This window comes from Nocardia sp. Root136 (genome assembly GCF_001427185.1).
In the GTDB taxonomy this organism is placed as follows: Bacteria; Actinomycetota; Actinomycetes; order Mycobacteriales; family Mycobacteriaceae; genus Nocardia; species Nocardia salmonicida.
In genome coordinates, this window is record NZ_LMFE01000009.1 from 339160 (window position 1) to 359900 (window position 20741).

The following is a 20741-nucleotide window of genomic DNA, read 5'->3' on the forward strand; positions in this document are numbered from 1 at the left end:
GTCGAACTGTCGGGCACCGACCAGGGCGAGCGGTGTCGGTTCCATGGCGGCGCGGTGGTTGACGGCAGGGGTGCCTTCCTCGTCCCATACCCTCGGCCGGGCAACCGGCTGGGCGGGAATCGTCGGCGCGTCGCTATCCGTCGTGGTCTCGGCGCGCACACCGGCATCACGAATATCGTTTTGCCACTGTGTGATTCGGTTGGAAATAGTTCGATAGCGGGCAGGGTCGGGGTAGCTCGGTAGCGGCCGGTTGGTGCCGATGGCGACTTCCGCGTCGGAGAAGGCGAGCGCCTCGTCCTCGCGCTGACCATTGGTCGCCGCATGCGCTTCGAGAATCGCGGCGGCCCACGCGGGGACACCGTGCCAGGAGTCCGCCCACGACGGCGCAGGCAGGTCGGTCGCACGTGGCACCCGGACCCAGGTCGGGCTGCCGTCGACCATCAGGTGCACATCGATCTCGTCGCCCACGTGACGCACCATCGCGACAATGGCTCGCCGGCCCGCCGGATCGGCGATGAGTCGGCGCAGCTGACGCAGGGGCGCCGAGTCGGGCAGGTCCGGCAGGTCGGCCACGTTCGGTCCGGTCGGCGCGAAGAGCATGCCGGTCAGCGCCGATACCGGAGCGAGGCCGTGCCTTGCCGCTTCGGCCGGCGTGAGCACAAAGCTCACCCCGTTCGGGCGTTCGACCCACAGCGACGACGCGTCGAGCCAACTGACCCGCAACCTTTCGGCCGCGTACACCCGCATGACTCCCCCGGTGGCGGGGGTCACATCGACGAGCTGCGCGAATCTGCCGATGTCGGCCCGCAATTCGAAACCGGCGGCGGACAGCGCTGTTTCGGCCACCCACCCGGTTCCGTTCGCGCCACTCACCCAGCGCCAGGCGTGACCAGCGGCCTGCCGGATCGTCGCCTCGCCCGGCACATGGTTGAACAGGCCACCGGAGATCGGGCGCAGTTCGACACCGGTGTCGGTGAGCAGGGTGGTCGCCGGTGCGATGACACGACGGCCGAGCAGCGCGACCCGGCGCGCCGGCGCGTACGTCACGGTCCCGGTTGGTACGAGTGCGACCGGCGGGTCGACCACGACGGGTGCGGTGATCGCCGCCGCCACGACGGCAAGCTGGTCATCGCCGGTCACCTTCGGCAGGCCCACCGCTTCGTCCTCCGACGCGACACCGGGACGCGGCCGCAGGTGCGCGAAGTGGTCGGGGTCGGTGGTCCGGCGGAAGGAGGCGGAGAGATCGTCGACGAGGAATCGCGCGTTCATCGTCGGGTCCGCGGCGTATTCGCCACCGCGATCGACGAGCGTGCGCACCTTGCCCGCGAGCACCTCGATCTCGGCCGCTGCCACGGCGGCCCCGCCGTCGAGCAGCGAGGCGTGGGTGATCCGGTGCGGGCCCGATTGCGCGGACTCGGGCACGGCGTACATCGAGCCGAAGACGTCGACCACGAACAGCGCCCGCCGGTTCGCCGGGTCCTGATGCCACTGCGCGTTGCCCGTCGTGGTTCGCCCCTCGCCCGGCCGGGCGCCCCAGGTGGTGTCGAAAAGTCCTTTGTCGCCGGCTCGGCGCAGCAATCCGTCGGCGCCGACGACGATTCGGTAGGCGTCACGCTGCGCCGCGGTGAGTCGCGGGAACGCCGTCCCGGGTGTCGGGGTTGTCGCGGTGAGACCGGTGGCCGGTGGGTAGGTCGGCGGGATCGGCGCGTCGTCGGCGCCCATGACGAACGCGGTCCGCGAGCCGGCCGAGCCGATCGCGCGGAAACTGTTGAAGTAGGCCGCCCTGACCTCGATCGCGGCACCGTCGTGCGGGTCGATCAGCCGCACATAGGTGACCACCGGTGTGCCGTCGATGTCCTCGACGGTCACACCGGCGACCGCGTACGCGTGCGATCCGCGCAACCAGCCGAGCAGGCGCTCCTGGCCGACCGGGATCGGCTTGGTCTGCACGGTGAGAATGTCGCCGGAGTGCAGGACCGCGTCGGCGTCGAGGAACCGGGTGTCGCCGGGGACGAGTCGAGTATCGGAAGGTGCGAAGAGGGCAGCTATCCGATCGCCAACCCATCGAGTGAGCACCGAATCTTTTTGTGGAGCAGTCGATTCCCAGTTGTCCATCGCCCGCGCGAGCGTGGCGAGCACGATGCCGGACACCTGGTGCTCGGCCAACCGCTCGCCGAGGAATGCGACGAATCCCGCCGATGTCGCCAGCTCCGGCTGGGTGGGAAGCATTGTCCGCCAGTCCGATTCCCATCCCAGGATCGCGCGCGCCGCGTCATGGTCGCCGAGCAGGTCGGTCAGCGCGTCGAGGCTCATGGTCATCGGATGGGCGAAGTAGTGGTCGTCGACGGCGCGGATCGTTTGCGCCCGGCCCGTGCGCTCACCGACCGGTTGTGGCGGTCGCAAGGCAGCGGCGGCGGCGCCCGGCTGACCGCCATAGATGCCCGCGTAGCCGTGCCCGGCGCCCCGGTAGACCGCCCACGCCTTCTCGATGACCGCCGGCCACAGCGCGCGATCGGTCGCGGCGTAGGCCGACTCGGTGCCGTTGGCGTCGACGAAGGTGTAGAACTGCCGGTCGACGACGATTGTCGTGGTTGATCCGTCCGGTTCGGTGAATCGCACCGCGAACCCGGCGTTATCGGGCAGTTCGGTGATCATGCGGGCAATCCACTGCGGGTTGGTGTTCGCGAGGCTGATCAGGTCGGCGAGCAGATAGCAGGTGCCTGCCCGGCCCTGTCGCACGTCGGCCGCGTCGATGGTCGGCCCGAACAGCGGAGTGTCGACCGTGCGCAGGACGGGGACCGCTTCGGTGAAGGCTTCCTCGGCGGCCGGTTGCCACTGCTCGTCAGCGCCGGGCGAGCGCATCATGAGCTGATCGGTCGCCGGGTCCCGCCGCACCGCGACCTTCGTCCCAGGTCGGAACACCCAGCGCCGACCCGACACGTCGGCCCACGGCACGGCGAGCGCGGCGGGAATCGCCATCGCGGGCGGAGTCACTGGTTCGGGATAACCGGGCAGCGTCGGCTCGTCGGCGGCGATCACCGCGGCCGCGTACGCCTCGAGGATCAGCGATGCCCAGGTCGGTGCGTTCGGGTCGTTCGACACCGGCATGGTCGAGGCCCGATCGACCCGCACCCACCGGTCGCGCCCGTCGATGGTGAACAACACATCGACGCCGACGACCTGCCGATCGCTGACGATGATCGCGCCGGCACCATCGACAACGTTGCCCAGTCCGTCGACCGTATTGCCAACAGCGGCAACGACATCAGCTCGGACTGTCGTGACCTGACGACCATCATCGACGACGTATCGCATGATGTTCATGATCCGCTGGGGCGTCATCGCCCGCAGTCGCCGCGCCAACGGCCAGTTCGGCAGGACCGCGGCATCGGCGGAGCGGGGACCGCCGGGACCGAAAATCGGGCCCGCCAGCAGGTTCGGTCGGCGCAGCCCGACCTGGTCGGCGATCGTCGAATCGATCCAGTGCGATCCGATTTCGGTGTGCAGCAACACCTTTTCGCCGTGGTCGGCCGCGGTGTCGACGACGACGCGCTCGCGCTCCCAGAGCGCGAGGTCGGCACCGAGCTCGACAATCCGCCCGTACGCGCCGGTCACCTGGTCCCAGCGGTAGCCCGCCGCCGTCAACGCGGCCGAGGTCACCCAGTGCTGACCGTTGGCCCCGATCACCGCCACTTCGACCGCACCGCCGGGGCTGCGGGTCGGGTGGCCGGGCGGGGCCGCGAGCGTCGCGTCGGGCAACGGCTCGACGGGTTCGTCGGATACGGCGACGAGCACGGGTCGACTCAGCGTCATCTTGGTGCCGCTGACCCGCGACAACCGCAACCACTGCGCCTCGCCGGCTGTCGTCCACACCCGGCCGCGACCGGTGTGCACCGCGACCCGCGACGGGTCGGGCTGCCATGGCCCGACGAAGACGGTGTCTGTCTCGAAGAATACGTCGCCGCTTGCCAATCGGAGTCCACGGCCGAAGTGACCGAGCGTCTCGTTCCAGTAGAAGTGAAAGTCGCCGAGCTGTTCCCGCGATACGTTCACCCGCCCGTTCGCAGCGTCGATCTCGAACAGGTCGTTGCCGTTGTCGTCGGTGTACTCACGCAGCACCGGCAACACGCCGCCGGGACGCGGCTCGACGAGGTGACCGGTGACGACGAACGGGGGATGTGTCGTGATGACCTGCCGTGGGATGCCGGCCGGCGGGAGGTGCTCACCCGCCGACTCGTCGGGGCGCGCGCGGCGGGCGGGCAGGGTGACCCGGTCGCTCGCCAACGCCGACGGCGCGGCGACCTTCACCGCGCGGCTCGGCTCGGACGTGTATCCGTAGGTGGTGACGCTCGCGAGCTGGTTGAGCGCGTGCGCGGGAACCGTGATGAGCGCCCCCGTCGCGTCGACAACCACGATCTCGACGACCGCGCGCGAAAGACCGTCAATCACAATGGACTCGACCCGATAGGCCGAGTCCGCGACAAGCCCGACAATCGTCGGCAGGTGCGTCGATCCGGGCTTGATCGCCACCACGAGCATCGATGTCCGTTCGAACATCTCCCCGATGAACGTCCCCGCCGACCATGTCAGCACCGATTCACCTTGCGGCACACCGTTCTCCCACGCGCGCATGGTCGCGAGTAGCGGGCGCAGGTCTGGGGCGGCGGCACCGGCGAGCCGTTGGACGAACTTCTCGAAACCGTCCGCTGTCGTGACGTGCGTGCGGCGCAGTACGTCGGCCAGCGCGGCGCTCGGACTCGCGTCGGTGTTCGCGGCGGCGATGGCATCGAACAGTGGCGTGAGCAGCGGGATCGCCTGCGGGACGCGGGTGAGGAGTTCGCGCAGGCGACGCAGTGCCGCGATCTCGATGTGCGTGCCGGGTCCGTAGATGTCGCGCAGCAGACGGTCGAAGGCGCGCTCGGCGGTGCTCGGGTACTCGGCGAGCCACGCGAGCATCTGGCTGACCGCGCGCGCCGGGTCAGGGGCGCTCGCGAAGGCGGCTCGTGCCTGTTCCCACACGTCGTGCTCGGATTGTGCGAAGGCGACGGCGTCCCACAGGACGACCGGCGCGACACGACGCGACCTGGTGGTCAGCACCGTCGCTATATCGGCGCCGTAAAGGGCTCTCAGGAGTTCGGGGCCCAGGTACATCGGGTGCGTGAGGTTGCGGTGGGTGGTACCGGTGAGCGCGGACAGCTGACCCGCCGGATTCCACCCGTGTGGCGGGGTGAGGGCGGCCGGGATCGTGGTCGGTTCGCCGGCGCGGTAGCCGGGGAGCGGGCCGGTTTCGGTTGCCGACGACTCGCCTAGCAGGTCGGCCGCCGGTTCGTTGTCCTGGTACACCGACAGTGCCTTGGCGAGGACCGCGGGCCATAGCGGTTGGCCGGGGGTCGCGGCGCGATAGTCGGCGTTGCCGTTGACGACCGGGAACTGCCGATCGACCGCGACGCGTGCGACAGTCCCGTCCGCACGGTGGAAGACCACCTCGAAATTGCCGTCGGCGCGTTCGCGCACCAACTGCGCGATCCAGCCAGGGTGGCGCGAGATGAGCGCGCGCAGGGCGGCGGCATGCGGTTCGACACCGTCGGGAGCGAGGTCGCTCACGTCTGGTCGACCACCCGAACCGAAGAGCACGTATTCGTCGCGGCCGAGCGTTGTCAGCTGATTGGGCCACGAACGCGGCTGGGCGAGTTGGTGATTGATCGGCCGGTCGACGGGGTGCGCACGCGATGTGCGCGCCGACGGCGTACCCCACATGTCGTCGACCACTTCGATGTGCGGGGCCCTCCCACCGCGTTGTACGCGTCCGGTGCGCAGTGCGGCCATGGCCGAATCGAGGCGGGCTTTGCCGTCGCGAGGAGCCGCCGCGACCGCCGATTTGATCCAGTTCGCTACCGAGGCTTTAGGAATGGCCGCGCGATCGAGCCAGACGATGGTCGCGGTCGACCTGCTGCCGGCCAGCTCCTGCGCGGTCGCCGCGTAGAGCTCGACACCGGTCTTCGCCGCTGCCGTCGGCGCGATGGTCTCCCCTGGGACATGCCAGGTGAGGACCGACGCGGTGATCGGGTTGCCGATGCTGAGCACCAGTGACCCGGTGCCGTCGAACGCCGACGGTTCGACGCGCAGGAGGAACGCGCGTGGCGCGGCGATGGCTGAGCGGCCGGCGAGCGCGGCGGCCTCGGCGTCCGCGGTCGCTACCGCTCGGTCGAATCGGGTGAGCACGGCCGAGCGCAGCGCGTCGGCGGTAGCGGTCTTTCCGGTCCCCGCGCTCGCGCGCGAACGGGCCAATTCGTGGCGCAGGAAGCCGCGGTTCATCGTGTCGCGGACGCGGACCGGCAGGCCGTCGGATTTGCGCAACCGGTGATATTCGGTGACCAGCCGATACTGGTCGGCGTCAGTGAGCTCGTCGAAGCGCAACGCGGCCCACCAGGCGCGCCCGTGCCGTTCCCACCAATGCGCGGCCTGGCGCGCGCGGGTTGTCGCGGCGGTGAGCGAGCCGTTGGCGTCGAGGTCGGCGGGAAGCTTCGGCGGCCGCTGATATCGGGGTCGCGGGCGCTGCCGGCCGCCGAGCTCGCCGACGATATCGACCGTGTGCGCCACCGCTGTCGCGTTGGCTTGCGCATCCGAGGGTTGATCGGCGAGCAATGTCGGCGGATCGATCGCCCATGGCTGCCTGGTCTGAATGCTCGACGGCAGCACCGTCAGCGCGAGTTCGCCATCGCCGAGGACGAATTGGGTGGCCGGTCCGGCGGAGGAGATGAAGATGAGCTGGTTGAGGTGTCGGACCGACAGGTCGGTTGTCGTCCCGTTCGGGTCGCGCAGGAGCAAGTGGGTCACATAGCTCGGGTCGGCGGGGTCGGACCGCAGTCCGATCACGGTGTACGCGTGGTCGGGTCGTAGGTCGGTGTCGGGGTGGTTGGTGCCGGTGGGGGTCGGGTTGGTTGCCACCATCACGGCGTCGCCGCGGGTGAACAGCGCTTTGACGCGGTCGCCTGCCCAGCGGGTGAGCACGCGGGTCGCCGCGTGGGTGTCGTCGAGTTCGGCCCCCGATTCCCAGGTGTTCATCAGGGCGATGACCGGTGTGAGTACTGGTTCGGCCGTGGCCCAATCCCGCCCGAATTTCTCGGCGAGGAACGTCCGGAAGCCGACGCCGGTGCGCACGTTGTTGTCACGCAACCAGGTCTCGCGGTCGACGGTGGAGTACCCCATCGCCTCGCGAATCGCGTTCTCGGTGCTCCAGGTGACCGAACTCAGCCAGCTCTTGGTCCAGGCGAGCCACTCGTGCTCGAGATCGAGCACCGTGTGCGCTATCGCGAGCGCGGCAGCCGCGGTGACGGTCGAGTCGTTCGCGGCGATGATGAGATCGGCGAGCGCGTCCGAGCCGAGCGACATCGGATGAGCGAAATTGCCGTCGTCGACACCGCGACTCGGCTGCGCACGCCCCTGGCTCGTAACCGTGACGACCGGCCGCAACGCGGTGGTGACCGCGCCGGAATTTCCGCCGACGACACCCGCGTACCCGAGTGCACCACCCTGGTGAATCGCCCACGCCTTCTCCACGAACGCGGGCCACAGCGGCTGTCCCGGTTCGGCGAGCGCGTAGGCCATGCGGCTACCGTCGCCGGTCTCGTAGACGTAGAAGCGACGGTCGACCGGCACCCATACCGCCACACCGTCGCGGACGAAACGCACGGCGATCTCACCGGTTTCGGGGTTCACATCGAACATCTGCCGCACCAGGTCCGGGCGGGTGAAGGCCATCGCGCTGAGTCCGGCGTGCAGGTAGCAGGTGCCGAGAGCGCCTTGCACGACGTCGGCGGCCGAGATCTGCGCCCCGAAGACCGCGGCGTCGATGACGGCGAGCCGAGGCATCACGAGCCCTCGACCCGCCAATTCGGTCGCCGAGATCTGGCGCCACTGACCGCCGTCCGGTTTTCGCACCCAGATGTGCTCGGCTCGCTCGCCGGGCGCGGCGAGTTCCCAGCGGGCGGCGAGCTTGTCGCCCGAGGCGAGCTGGATCGCGTCGGCGCCGGTACCGATGACCAGCCCGTCGGCGGGCACGACCAGTTCGGCCGCGGGCGCCGAGTCGGTCACTTGGTCGACGTCGTCGGCGACCGCGCGGACTGCGACGCCGACCGGGGCCGACTCGAACTCGTCGTAGGAGAAGCTGAAATTGCCCATGAAGTCGTCGTTGTCAGCCGACCGCTGCACTGGTTGACCGACCGCGACCGAGGTGTCGGCGGCCTCGTCGGCAGTCGTTTCGAACAGGCCTGCGACGAGTCGCCCCTGGCGACCACGGGTCGCCGCGTAAGCGGCGAGCTCGGCGATCGCCGCGTCTTGCGCGATCGCGAGCGCGCTCGACTGGGCCGCGAGCAGCAATGCTGGCCAAATAGGCTGTGCTACAGCGCTATTCGATTGTTCGCCGAACCAGTCGAGCGGCAGCTTCGTCGAGCGGTCGACCCGCACCCACTGCGGTGTGCCACCCACCATGAGCAGCACATCGAGTCCGACGACGTCACCGTCGGCCGGCGGATCGTCATGCCCGGTAGTTGTTCCGTCGGCGAGGACGAAGCGGGTCATCGAAAGAATCGCGGCGGGGTCGGTCGCCAACGCCGCGAGTTGATTCAGCACTGGCCAGGCGACCGTGCTCGCGACGCCCCGAAAGCGTTCGAGGTCAGCCGATTCAGGCCCCGCGGTGCCGAAGATGGGGCCGCGCAATTCCCGGTCCGGCACCAGGCCGGCGCCTGCCGCGACCTCGGCCGACACCGTGTGCGTCGTGTCGCCGACGGTGAGCAGCACAGTTGTCGCGTCGGCACCGAGCGCGACAACGACCAGGTCGTGCTCGAAGAGTTCGACGCCTTCGGCCAGGGTGACCGGCCTCGCGTACCACTGTTTGTCCGGCTGCCAGCGGTACCCGGCCGCCGCGAGTTCGGTCGGCGAGACCCACGACCGACCGTTCGGCCCGGCCACCATGATCTGGTCGACTCCATCGGCTCTCGGGAAGAACCCGTCCTCCGGCAGCAGGATCGCGCCGATGTGCCCGGAGACCGGCATATTCGACGACTCGACGAGCGTGGGCCGCGACCCCGCCGGGGCACGGACCACCGTCGTAATCGTCGCCGCTGTGGCAACCAACGGCAATGCGAGTGCGGCCCCGAACATGGCGGCGACGGCGCGACCAGGGTGGCCCGTCGCGACAGTCGGCGCGACAGCACCCGCGGGCACCGCCCGCGGCAGTGACCGCGACGGCGGAGTCCAGCCGCCGACCAACAGCTCGATCTCGGCATCGGTCATCGGCGCGGTGAGCAGAGTCGGTGTCGTCGTCGGGGCGATCGACTCCGATGGCGACGGCGCATCGAAGGGCGCGAGCCGCGAAATATGCTCGGCGACGATCGCATTCGCGGCGAGTACCACAGCGGGCCAACTGGCTGCTGCCTCAGACGAGCCGTGCACCAGGGTCGTCGACCGGTCGACACCCACCCAACGCGGCTCACCGGCAACGTCGAGTAAGACCTCGATCGCGATGATGTCGGCGTCTTTGAGCACCACAGCGCCGTCGATGCCGATGATGTCACCGTTGTCGTCTACCCGGTTGCCCGCGGCGTCCACCACCGACCCCGCGACGCGCAGATGCTGGGCTCCGGCGCGGACCACGAATCGCAGCATCGACCCGATCGCCGCCGGGCGCGCCGCGTGTTCGCGCAACTGCTCGACGACGGGCCACCCGGGGAGCATGTCCAGATCGGTCGCGGCCGGTTTGTGCCCGCCGAAGAGGGGGCGTGGCAAGCGATCCGGGCGCAGGAGTCCGACGGCTGACGCGTCCGCCTCGCCGAGCCAGTGCGCACCGCCCGGCAACCGCACGAGTACTTCGCCAGGTCGGTCCGTCCGTGGGTCGACGACGACGCTCTCGTACTCCCACCAGGTCACGCCGCCGACCGTCACGGTACGCGCGAACCCCTCGCGCGCCGAATCCCACGCGAACCCGCTCGCGGTCAATGCCTGCCCGCTCACCCAGTGCTCGCCGTTCGCGCCGACAACCAGGTACTCGGTGGCCGTCGATGCCGCCACAGTCAGAATTCCCTCGGTGTCGGCGACAACGGCGACGTCCTCGCGCGAACGCAGCTGCGGCGCGAGCGAGGTAGCGCGGTTGGGCGACAACAAGATATCGGTGTCGACGGCGAAGGCACCGATCCCGACGAACGGGATCGACCCATCGACCGCCAACCGCCGCTCGATCGCCCGCGCTCGCTCGGCCGCCGCGCGCGCGCGGCTATCCGGCACCTGCTCGGTACGCGCGGGCGAGGAATGCACGACCGGCACCTGTCCGTCGGCGTCGAGCCGCCGAAGTCCAGCCACCGCTGGTCGCCCGATATGACCGACCGCGTGCCAGCCGCCCGGCTCCTCGAGCGCGGCGAACTGTTCCGTGCTCAGTGATGTCAGGTCCATCATCAGTTGATGGAAATCGGCGTGGACATGCAGGCCCTGCGCGGCCCAGCCGACGAGTGCCCGGTCGATCCGCGCCCTGTTCTGTGCCTTGCCGAAGAACTCGTCGACGGCCGTGTAGGTGATGCCGTCGTGGATCTCGAGTTGCAGCAGTGTGCTCGCCCCGACCTCGTCGAGTGCGCGCTGCCATCGGCTCGGGTCACCGGTTGCGTCGCCGGGCAGCAGATAGGTGCGGCCATCGCCGGTGACGGCGGCATTCGCCCGCCTGGTGCGTGGCGAGTTGAGCTGTCCCCACCCGGTCTGCGCGGGCAGCCCGAAGGGGGTAACCCAACGCCCGGTCGCCGCGTCGATCACGATCTGGTGCGACGCGAGCTCCAAGGTGGTGAACGCGGCAGCGCCGAGATCGATTGCGGCCGAATCCAATCCGGGCGCGACTTCGCTCGTCGACTGCGCCGCGACATGTCCCGGTGGCACCGCCGACCACAGGTACCCGTCGGTGTCGCGCTCGGCGAACAGCACGGTCGCCGGGTCGGCGTCATTCCCGTGGCGCAGTCGGGTGATGCTGCCGTCGGGATGGTGGACATCCAGGTTCAGGCTCAGAGCCGAGGCGGCCGCAGCGCGCCGCTCCGACATCGTCCCCACTGACCCGCCATCGGTGCGCAACGCCTCGAACGCGGCGACCCGCCGAGCGTCGGGCTCCGTGAGCCACTGAGCACGCTCGAGTATCTCGAGCAGCCCGTCGGTGCCTGGCTTCGATGCGCGCTCCCACACCCGGCCATCCGGCGCTTCGACGCCATCGATCGAGGCCAAGACGACTCGCTCGGCCCGGACGGAATCATCAACGGTTGAGCGCCGGTCGGGGCCGCGGTCGGCAGCGTCGTCCGACTGGTGCTCGGAGTCCGGGGGCGGCACCCGCCGGTCACGCGACGCCGTATCGGTCAGCTCGATCCGGCCGTCGACCGGGCCGGCCAACGCGGGGACAACCCCGTTGTCGAGGAGGGTCCGTCGCGCGTTGTCAGCCTGCAATGTTGTCGCGAGCGCGACAATTTCGGTCTCGGCGGCCCGACGCGTGGCGAGCGCGTCCGCGAGGTCCTTCACCGCGGCGGTATGGGCGACCTCGGCAGCGGGTCGGTCCTGGTCAGTGGCCTCGTCGAGCGCCTTCTTGGTGACGCCCGCCGCCGTGGCCGCGTCCTCGTGCGCAGTGACCGCGTCGGTATAGCGAGTGATGGTGATGGCGTGGTGCGGTGCCTTGGCGAACAGGGCGTCGTCGGCGGCCAAGAAGTACTCGACGCTGCCCTTCTGCCCATTGCGCGCCGCGCGGTTCTCGGCCTGCACATCGATATCGCGGAATTCGGACTTACCCGACATCTTGACCTGCAGACCACCGTCCTTGTCCACCTGCGCGCTGACCTCGATATCGACACCGCGGCCACCCTGCCGGTTGATCACCAGGATCTTGCCCCGCTCACCGGCGGTCGCCAGGATATCGGCGAGATCGCGTTCCCAGTTCTCCCCGCGTCCGACCATCCACTCCGCGTCGATCGACTCGAACCGATCGCGCGCAATCCCCATGGACTCCATCAGTTTCGAGATCGCCGAGACCTCGCTGTTGCGGTTGGCGATGATCAGGTGTGGCAGCGCGTTATTGCCGCCATCGGGCATCTTGCCCGCCTCGTAGGCCGCCGCCACCCGGGCCGCGATCGCGCGATGCTTGCCGGCTTGGTCGACCGCTGTATTCGCATCGAGGGTGGCCAACTTCGATTCCTCGCGACGCGGAATCGAAATGACCTCCGACATACCGTATTTGGTGACGAGGATGTCGGAGAGCCCGGCGACGGTACCCGAGGCGCCCGTCAGCGACGTGTAGTTCTCGCCGAGCATATCCTTGGCCGTCAGTGACTGGCTCGAGGCCGAGTCACCGCGGATGTGGACGCCGTGCTTGGCCTCGATCGCCTGTGCCAGCCCGCCGTTCCAGCGGCTCTCGGTCGAGGTCTTCGGGTCGAACATCACCGCGTGGGTCATCTGGTCGATGATGTAGACCTTGCCGTCGGGGCCGATGACGTAGTGGTCGCCCTCGACGAATTCCCAGCGCGCGGTCGCCGCCGACTGCACCCGACCGAGGAGGTCATCGACGTCCTTGGGCGTCGCGTTCGGGAGGTCCTGCTCGATCAGCTCCTTGACGGTCTCGGCGCCCTCCTTGGTCATCGTCGCCGGGCCCGACGGCTGGTCGGCGGTCCGACCGAAGTGCTCGGGGGTGAGGCCTCCGGAGTTCAGCTGCGCGGTGAGGAACTCGTGCGCGTATTCGACGCGTTCCTTGACCTGCGGCGTCGCGTCACTCGGCCCGTCGGCGATGATCCAGGTGGTGTCGGAGTAGTGCAGCGCCTCGTCGATCTCGTCGATGACGGCGATATCGCCGTCCATCTTCTTGTTGCGCAAATGGCCGAAGCCGGCGTCACTGAGCGTGCCGACGAAAACCGTTGCCCGGTCCGGGTTTCCCGAACCGACCCCGTCGACACCATGGGGCGACATCCGCACCAGGTTGTAGGAATCATCGCCGAGCACCTTGAAAACCTGCTCGTAGAGTCGCATCGCGTCATTGGCGAGCGTGTCGCGGGTGGTGAAGACGTGCACGTTCTTTCCACCGGCGGCCTTCATCATGGCGTCGGCGAGGAACACCATCGTCTTGCCCTCACCGGCGGCCATATTGATCGGGCCGTTGCGCATGGCCATCGCGCCCATCACCTGGGTCGCGTACATCGTCTTGCCGTTCTGAATGACCGCGCCGTCGGCGTCGTACTTGGTCGTGCCACGGCGGATGACTTCCGTCGCCGCGGTCACCGCCTTGTGGTATTCGGCCACCCCTTCGGCATCACGCGCCGCCCACTTGGCGCTGCCTGCCAACGCCTCAGCCAGCTCGGCCGGGGTCCGCTTGCCCCACTCGACCGGGTCGTACTTCGCGAGAATGTCCTCGGCCTCAGCCATCAGGTCGCGGGGCGGCCCGTCGGGTTTGTCCTCGACCGCTTCGTCGCCGCGCAGCGTGCGCAGCGAGTCGAGGGTCTCCTCGTCGAGGCTCGGCCGACGCGGCGCTGCCTCGGGCCAGGTGTCGGCGTCGGTGTGCTTGGTGCCGTGATGATCGAAATGCTGGACCCGGTCGTAGATGCCGAGCTCGTCGAGCGCCGCCTTCACCCGGCCCGGGGCCGGCTGATAGGCGCCTGCCCAGTCGTGCACCGCGATCAGCTCGCCCTTGACGAATTGACCACGGAACGCGGCATACACACCGGCGTTGTGGAATGCCTCGTGTTGCACCGTGCTGCTGACGTACCACTGCCCGTCGTGGTCGACCACGATCGTGCGCATCGCGTCGGCGGTGCCGCCGGCCCAGCGCTGCAGCAGCGGTCCGCTGCGCGGGGTGTCGATCTGGCTGCGGCCGTTCTTGGCGATGACCTCGTCGCCGTCCTCGCCTTGAGGCCGCGCCCGCCCCCGACTCTCGGCGTCGCTTGCCCTGCTCGCCTCCTTCGCGCCCTCGGCCTTGGGGGCAGGTTGCGTCCCGTCTTTGGTCCAGATGTTGTTCTCGGCGTCGAATTTGTAGCGGTAGTCCGACATTTCGTCGGTGTTGAACCGGAAAATGCCGCGCGACAACGCTTTGTCACGGCCACGCACCTCTCCCGCACCCTCCACGGGCGGAGTTGACGGCTTCTCCTGTCCGAACAGCGGACGCAACGGTTGATCACCGTCGCGGTACTGCCGGAACGGTTCGCGTCCATCGTGCGGAGACTTGTTGCCGTGCAGTGCTTCCCAGATCTGCTGGAAGCCGATGACGCCACGGGCGAACTGCTTGAACCCGGGCCAGGTCGGCCCGAGCAACGCCGAATCGACAAGCCGCCAGCGATTGCCGGTCACCGGATCGTGGGTGCCCGCGTTCGACCCCGCTCGCTCGCCCGCTTCGCTCGACTCGCTCGGCTTGTCGGCCTGCGCCTTCGACCCGGCGCCGATGTCCGATTCGGGGCGGTTGTGCACCACCGATTCCGCGCCGTCGCGGTGGCTGTTGACCGGTTCGGCTTCGACCCGTGAGGTGACGGACGCGCTGTCATCGCCGCGCCGCGAGACGGGTGTGACCTCATCGGACCGGTGGCCGGCCGAGATAGTCGACTCGTGCGATGTGCTCGCCGAATCGCGGGCTTGCGACTGCGGGGTGGCGCGCGTCAACTCCGGTTCAGAACGCGTCATCCGGGAATCCGCGCCCTGGCCGCGCGGACTCGACGGCTGGGTAACCGAGCGCTCCGACGTCGACTGCGGCTTCGCCGAGCTCTGCGAAGCGTTGTCACCGGTAGGTCGACTCAGCTGTTCCTGGTGTCCGATCGGCCGCGTTTGCTGGCTCACGACCGAATCGCTCACCGGGCCATCACTCTTGGGCGCTGTGGCCGACGCCGTGTCGCCATCATGCGCGCCCGCGCGATTACTCGAACCATCGGGCGTGTCACGCGAACCGTCGGTGCGCGGACTCGCGGCAGAATCATGCGTCGTGTCAAGGGAATTGGTCGCGTTTGTGGTATCGGTGCCGTCGTGGCCGACCGGCCGGTCGCCGGTCGCCCCCGAGTCATCGGTGACCGATCCGCCGGAGTCGGTTGCGTCCTTGCTCGCGGTATTCGCATTCGGCACATCACCTTCGGCCGACAACTTCGACGGCGTCGCCGCGTCACCGGACGGCAACGATCCGGGCTTCGGCCCAACCCCATCGGTGCGCGGCGGCGGCGTCGAACCACCGTCGTGCGCGCCCACGTTCACATCGACGTGGACATTCCCACCGCCCGACCGGAATCCGCGAATACCACCGCCCAGCGCGCCACCCGCGCCCGCGCCGAGCATGCGTGGGTCGAGTTCGAACGGTCCACCCTCGAGGATCTGCTTGGCGACACCACCGCCGACCATACCGCCGAAAGCACCACCGGCGCCCTGGCCGCCCAGTTGCAGCATCTGCTGCCACTTCTTGTTGAACTCGGTCCCGGTGATCTTGGCGCCGCCGTGCTTGATCAGGTCACCGGTCACCTTGCCGAACAGCGCACCGAACGCGCCACCGAGCGCGCCACCGAGCGCGAACTGCCCGACCGCGTTCCAGTCGACCCCGTCACGGTGGTCGGCGGCCATCTGGCCCAGCTGGATCAGCAGGTCGAGAATCACCTGCTGGAGCATGGCGTTCAACGCCGCCTGGATCACCTCGAGCAGCATGCGCTTGAGCCAGGCGAAGACCAACTGCCAGAACGTCATCGCCGCGGTCTGCACGGCGGGCGCGGTCGGCGGGAAGAACCACGCGATCGCGATCTCGACGACCAACTGCACCAGACCGGCGATGATCATGATCTTGTTCTCTTGGATGGCGCAGCCGACCTTGTCGCACGTCGCCGCGACATTGTTCATCGACGCCGCGATCGCCTGCAACGAGGAGGTGTCGGATTCGTCGATGAGGCTCTCCAACGTCTTCGCCATCGAGCCGCCCTTGGCCGAGGTATAGCTGGCGATGATGTCGTCGATGACATCACTCACGCTCTCGACCAGATCGGTGAGCTCGGCCGCCGACCCCGACCACACATCGGCCAGCGCGAACATGCCGTTCTCGCTGCCTTGCGGCCAGGCGCCGCCGGCGAGGTAGCTGAGAAACTGCAGGTCCTCGGGAATCTGGAGGTCGGATTTGGCGACCGCGTCGGGAATTGCCATCTATTGTCCGCTCCGCCAACCGGCCCGCTGCCACGCGTCCTGCGTCGTCGTCTCCTGTTCGACCTCCTGCGCCGGCTTGCGCCGTTCCTTTCGCTTGTTTTTGTTCTCCCCCGCCGCACCGCCCTGCGGGGACGCGCCGGTCGCCGGCATCCCCGGCATGCCAGGCGGCATCATCGTGCCGGACACGCCGGCGCGCTGCCCGGTCGCCGCTGCCGCCCGGGTGGCCAACTTCTCGCCGTCGTAGGCGGCCTCGGTGACGCGACCCTGCAGCGTGCCCGGCACGCTCGGACCGCCACGTCCGCCGCCGGGCGACCCGCCACCCGGTGCGCTCTTGTCCACCGGCAGACCGGTTGTCGGATCGATAGCGCGATAGCCGAGCGGGGCAACCACACCCGGCTGACCGTCGGTTCCCGTCGCGATGCCGTCGGTCATGGGTGAGCCGGACACGGACCCGAGCGAACTGCCGAGGTCGCTGCCGGTATCGGTGAGACCGGGCACGGTCGACCCATCGGGCGAGGGCGACTGGGCGTAGTTGACAACCGGTGCGCCACCGCTGCCGAGACCAGCTCCCGCACCGCCCGGGGTCGAGGACCCTGATCCATCGCCGGCCCCGGACGCCCCGCCCGAGGTGCCGCCCCCGCTGCCACCGGAGTCGCCGCTGCCGGATTTCCCGCCGCCACCATCGGAGTTCGGCGGATTGTCGGCATCGGGGTTCTTGCCGAAGTTCGGGTCCGAGCTGAGCGGGCCCTTGTACGGGCCAGGATTGCCGTGCGCGTCCTCGTTGACGTAGTTGGTCAGAATCCACTGCGCGTACAGGTCCTCACCCAACGAGAACGCCTTGCCTGCCGCCTCGACCGACCGCCCGTAGTTCACCAGCAGCTGACCGAAGACCGGGATCGCGCCCTCGGCATTCGACCCGGTACTCGCATTGCCGACAAGGGCGTCGACCGCCGAGAGGTAACCCTGATCGCCCGCGGCGAACTTTTCGCCGAGTTCGTCGTCGCCCCAGGGCTGACCGAGTCTGTCCAGGTTGTCGCTGAGGCGAGTGAGGATGTCGAAGAGCCCACCTGAGAGGCTCGGCAACTCGGCAAGGCGTTTGCCGCCCTCCATCAGCTTGTCGGGCTCGACCTCGATGGGCGCACGAGAAGTGTTCGACGGCGCCGTGTACGAACCGCCCGAATTGCCACCACCGGACGGACCGCCGCCCGAATTGCCACCACCGGACGGGCCGCCGCCCGAATTGCCACCACCGGACGGGCCACTTCCAGATCCTCCCGAAGACGGCGTATCCGGGCTCGAACCCGACTCGTCGTCACGGTCGTCCTCCTGGCTCGGCTGTGACGGTGGCGGAGTCGGCGAACCGCCCGAGGGTCCGCCGGAGCCGTGACCGGGATCATCGCCTCCGGACTCACCGCCGCCGGGGTGCTTCGGATCATGGGGATCGTGCGGATGCTTCGGGTCGTTGGGATCGTGCGGATGCTTCGGGTCGTTGGGATCGTGCGGATGCTTCGGGTCGTTGGGATCGTGCGGATGCTTCGGGTCGTGCGGCTCCCACGGCCACCGCACCCGCCCATCAGCATCGGGCCAACTGAAACGACCACCGGGACCGAAAGGCAAGTTCCAGCCTCCGGACCCGTTGGGCTGGGGCAGGAACGGACTGCGCACGGGGTCAGGAAAGGGCGAGGTCACCGTCGCCTCTTGTTCTCCGCCGCGTCACGCACTCCGCCATCGTTGCCCTGACCGCGCGAGCGCGTCCGGTGGCGAACGCGGAGTTCACCTGTGATTCAGCAGTTCACCCAACCGTAAGCTCGGCAGCCGTCACCACGGGGAAACTCGCGGTCACGACAAGCCCGTGCGGTTCGGCGATATCGACGAAGAAGAGCCCGCCGTACTGCGTGACCAGCGTCGCCGCGATCGACATCCCGAGCCCCGACCCGCCCGATGTCGCCTGCGCCCCGCGAAAGAACCGGGTGGTGAGCTGGTCGAGCTCATCGGCCGAGACACCGATACCGTTGTCCGACACCGAGACAACGACCGATTCGCACTCGCGGCCGACACTGATCACCGTGCGCGCGTCACGCCCGGCGTACCGCACCGAATTACTCAGCGCCACATCGAGTACCTGACTGAGTACACTCGCCGGCACCGTCGCGATCAGCCCGTCGTCCACGGTGTCCGAGGTCAATGCCATGCCCGCGCGCACGTACGCGTCGAGCCAGGCATCGATTCGCTCGCGCACGACCACTACCGGGTCACAGCGCGGCGCGGCGGGCACCGTCGACCCGGCTTCTCCGCCATTGCTGAGCAATCCATCGAGTAGTTGCGACAACCGGTCGACTTCGCTCACCACCCCGACGAAGGTAGCGGCCGCCTGATCGTGGGCAACCATCGGCCGCAAAGCCTGTAGGCGAACAGCCAACGCGGCCAATGGATTTCGCAGCGAGTGCGCGGTATCGGCGACGAGTTGGCGTTCGGCGGCGGCCAGTTCGGCCACCGCCCTTGTCACCGTCTGCACCCCCACCGCGAGTTCGGCGATCTCGGGCGGCCCCGCCGACCGCCTGGCTGGTGCCCCGTCCGCGCGCACCGGCAGGGTCGAGGTCAGCGCACCGACCTCGCGCAACAGCTTCGACACCGGCCGCAAGATCCACCCGGCGACCCCGAGCGCGAGCCCGAGAAAGACGAGTATCGCGGTCAACGTCACGCAGCCGAGTTGGATCCAGCTGTCGGCGATCCCGTGCCGCGTCGCCTCGGTCGAGATCGCGATCACCACCACCCCGCCCGCCTGCGGCCAGGTCCCGATCGGCTGCGCCACGATCATCGGCCGCTCGGTCCACGGGTACAGCGGCTCAGGCGGCACGAATTGGTGGGCATTGGTCGTCACTTCCACCACCCGATGGTTGCCTCGGTCGACCCCGAGATCCACCATGACCCGACCGCTGTTGGCGATCACGAGCAATCCATTGCCGGTCTGCTCGTAGTACGACTGCGCTTGTGCCTCGAGCACACCGGGGCTCGCCGAGGCCATCGCGGCGAACCGGTTGGCATCTTGGATCCGCGCGATGACAAGACCCTGGGTGCGGCTACCCGCGATCGCGTAACCGATTCCGGTCGCGAAGCAGATCATGCAAATCGCCGCGAGCAACGTGAAAGAGGTGACCAGCCGAACGCGCATCGCCGCTCACCGACACCAGCGGTAACCGAAGCCGTGGATCGTGGTGATCAACCCGGGCCGATTGAGCTTGGCGCGCAGCGCGCCCATGTGCACGTCGAGCGCCCGCGAGGTCGACGAGGTCTTCTCACCCCAGATCTCGAGCATGATCGATTCGCGACTGACCGCGACCCCGACCTGGTCGGCGAGGACGCGCGCGAGCGCGAATTCCTTCTGCGTCAACGAGACCGGCGCACCGGCGACCTCGACGTGGCGGGCCGCCAGGTCGACGCGGACATCCCCGGTGTGCACGACCGTCGCGACCTCGTCGACCGGGCTCGCGCGCCGCACGATGGTCTCGATGCGCGCGGCGAGCTCGCCGACGCGCGGCGGCTTGACCATGAAGTCGTCGGCGCCGGCCCGCAAGCAGGACACGACCGCGAGCTCGTCACCTTCGGCGGTGAGAATGATGACCGGAATGGAACTGACCTTGCGCAGCTGGCGCAATACCAGGTACCCGTTCACATCCGGCAGCCCGAGGTCGAGGACGACCGCGTCGTAACCGGTGTGCGAGGTGAGCACTTCGAGCCCGTTGGCGAAGTGGTCGACCACGGGGAAACCATGCGCGCGAAGCCCTTCGACGACAGCCGCCGCGACACCAGCGTCGTCTTCCACAACCACTACCCGCACGACCCTGGTCCCTTCCACACGTCCAGGAGCTACCCGAACAAGGGGTGAGGATACAACACCAAGATTTTCCAGCCTTGACAGAATCGTTAACTATCGGGTAGTGACACAATGCCATTAAACGTCACATCGTAGCCCGAACTGGCGGGTCAGGCGGTGGCGCGACCGACCGTTCCCGCACTGCCTGCGCCGAGCTGTGGCGGGAGGGCGATCGGTTGGAAGCCGACCAACCGCGGCGCCGGCGGCAAGCTGGTGAACCGGCGACGAAGATTGCTCAGTTGCCGGAACACCTCACGCAGTTCCTCGTGCAGCAGGCGGATCTCCTCGTGCAACTGTTCGGCTTCCTCGATCAGGTCGGCCTGGAAAAGTCGCCCTTGCTCGAACTGCGCGCGCTCGGCTCGCGAGCGGGCGAGCGTCTCTTCAACCGGCGTCCGTCCCGGCATCGACCGAGCGCTGAATTCGGCACTCCGGCGACGAACCGAAGTGACCCTTTCGATGTCGCGCATCACAACACCCAACCTTTCGATATTTTCTCGAACCCGTATCGAATTAAGCGCTCCCCTGCCATGAACGTCAATAGTCAAGCCATTTTTTTAGTATTCACTTTGCATGCCACTGCAGATAACTTGGAATCTTTAGATTTCCTTGAGAAACCCTGCAATCCCTTGAGTATTGCCCCCGTCAACAAATGCGACCTGGCCTGATTACGCATGGCAAATAGGACCGTAACTCGGTCGACACAAAACAACCG

Annotated in this window: 5 protein-coding genes (1 of these 5 running past the window's edge); all 5 read right to left on the minus strand. The window is 68.4% G+C overall.

Translation table 11 applies throughout. The features are described 5' to 3' along the window. Positions 1–16155: the 5' portion of a C2 family cysteine protease gene (locus ASD42_RS24715; protein ID WP_056820894.1), read on the minus strand. Its footprint begins 13092 nt before the window's first position; only the first 16155 of its 29247 coding nucleotides appear in the window; the start codon lies at positions 16153–16155; its stop codon lies off the left edge, out of view. Continuing rightward, the gene (locus ASD42_RS35635; RefSeq protein ID WP_156677572.1) at positions 16156–17820 is read right to left on the minus strand and encodes a hypothetical protein; all 1665 of its coding nucleotides are present in this window, start codon (positions 17818–17820) and stop codon (positions 16156–16158) included. 127 nt (positions 17821–17947) lie between these two features. After that, the gene (locus ASD42_RS24725) at positions 17948–19327 is read right to left on the minus strand and encodes a sensor histidine kinase (RefSeq protein ID WP_056820898.1); all 1380 of its coding nucleotides are present in this window, start codon (positions 19325–19327) and stop codon (positions 17948–17950) included. A 6-nt stretch (positions 19328–19333) separates the two neighbouring features. After that, positions 19334–19993 (minus strand): response regulator transcription factor, encoded by a 660-nt coding sequence (locus tag ASD42_RS24730; RefSeq protein ID WP_056821019.1) that lies wholly within the window; start codon positions 19991–19993, stop codon positions 19334–19336. A gap of 146 nt (positions 19994–20139) precedes the next feature. Next, the gene (locus ASD42_RS24735) at positions 20140–20574 is read right to left on the minus strand and encodes a hypothetical protein (protein ID WP_156677573.1); all 435 of its coding nucleotides are present in this window, start codon (positions 20572–20574) and stop codon (positions 20140–20142) included. Positions 20575–20741 lie beyond the last annotated feature (167 nt).

Coding starts and splice junctions, on each gene's coding strand:
- ASD42_RS24725 (WP_056820898.1), bottom strand. CDS start 19,327: ATGCGCGTTCGGCTGGTCACCTCTTTCACGTTGCTCGCGGCGATTTGC.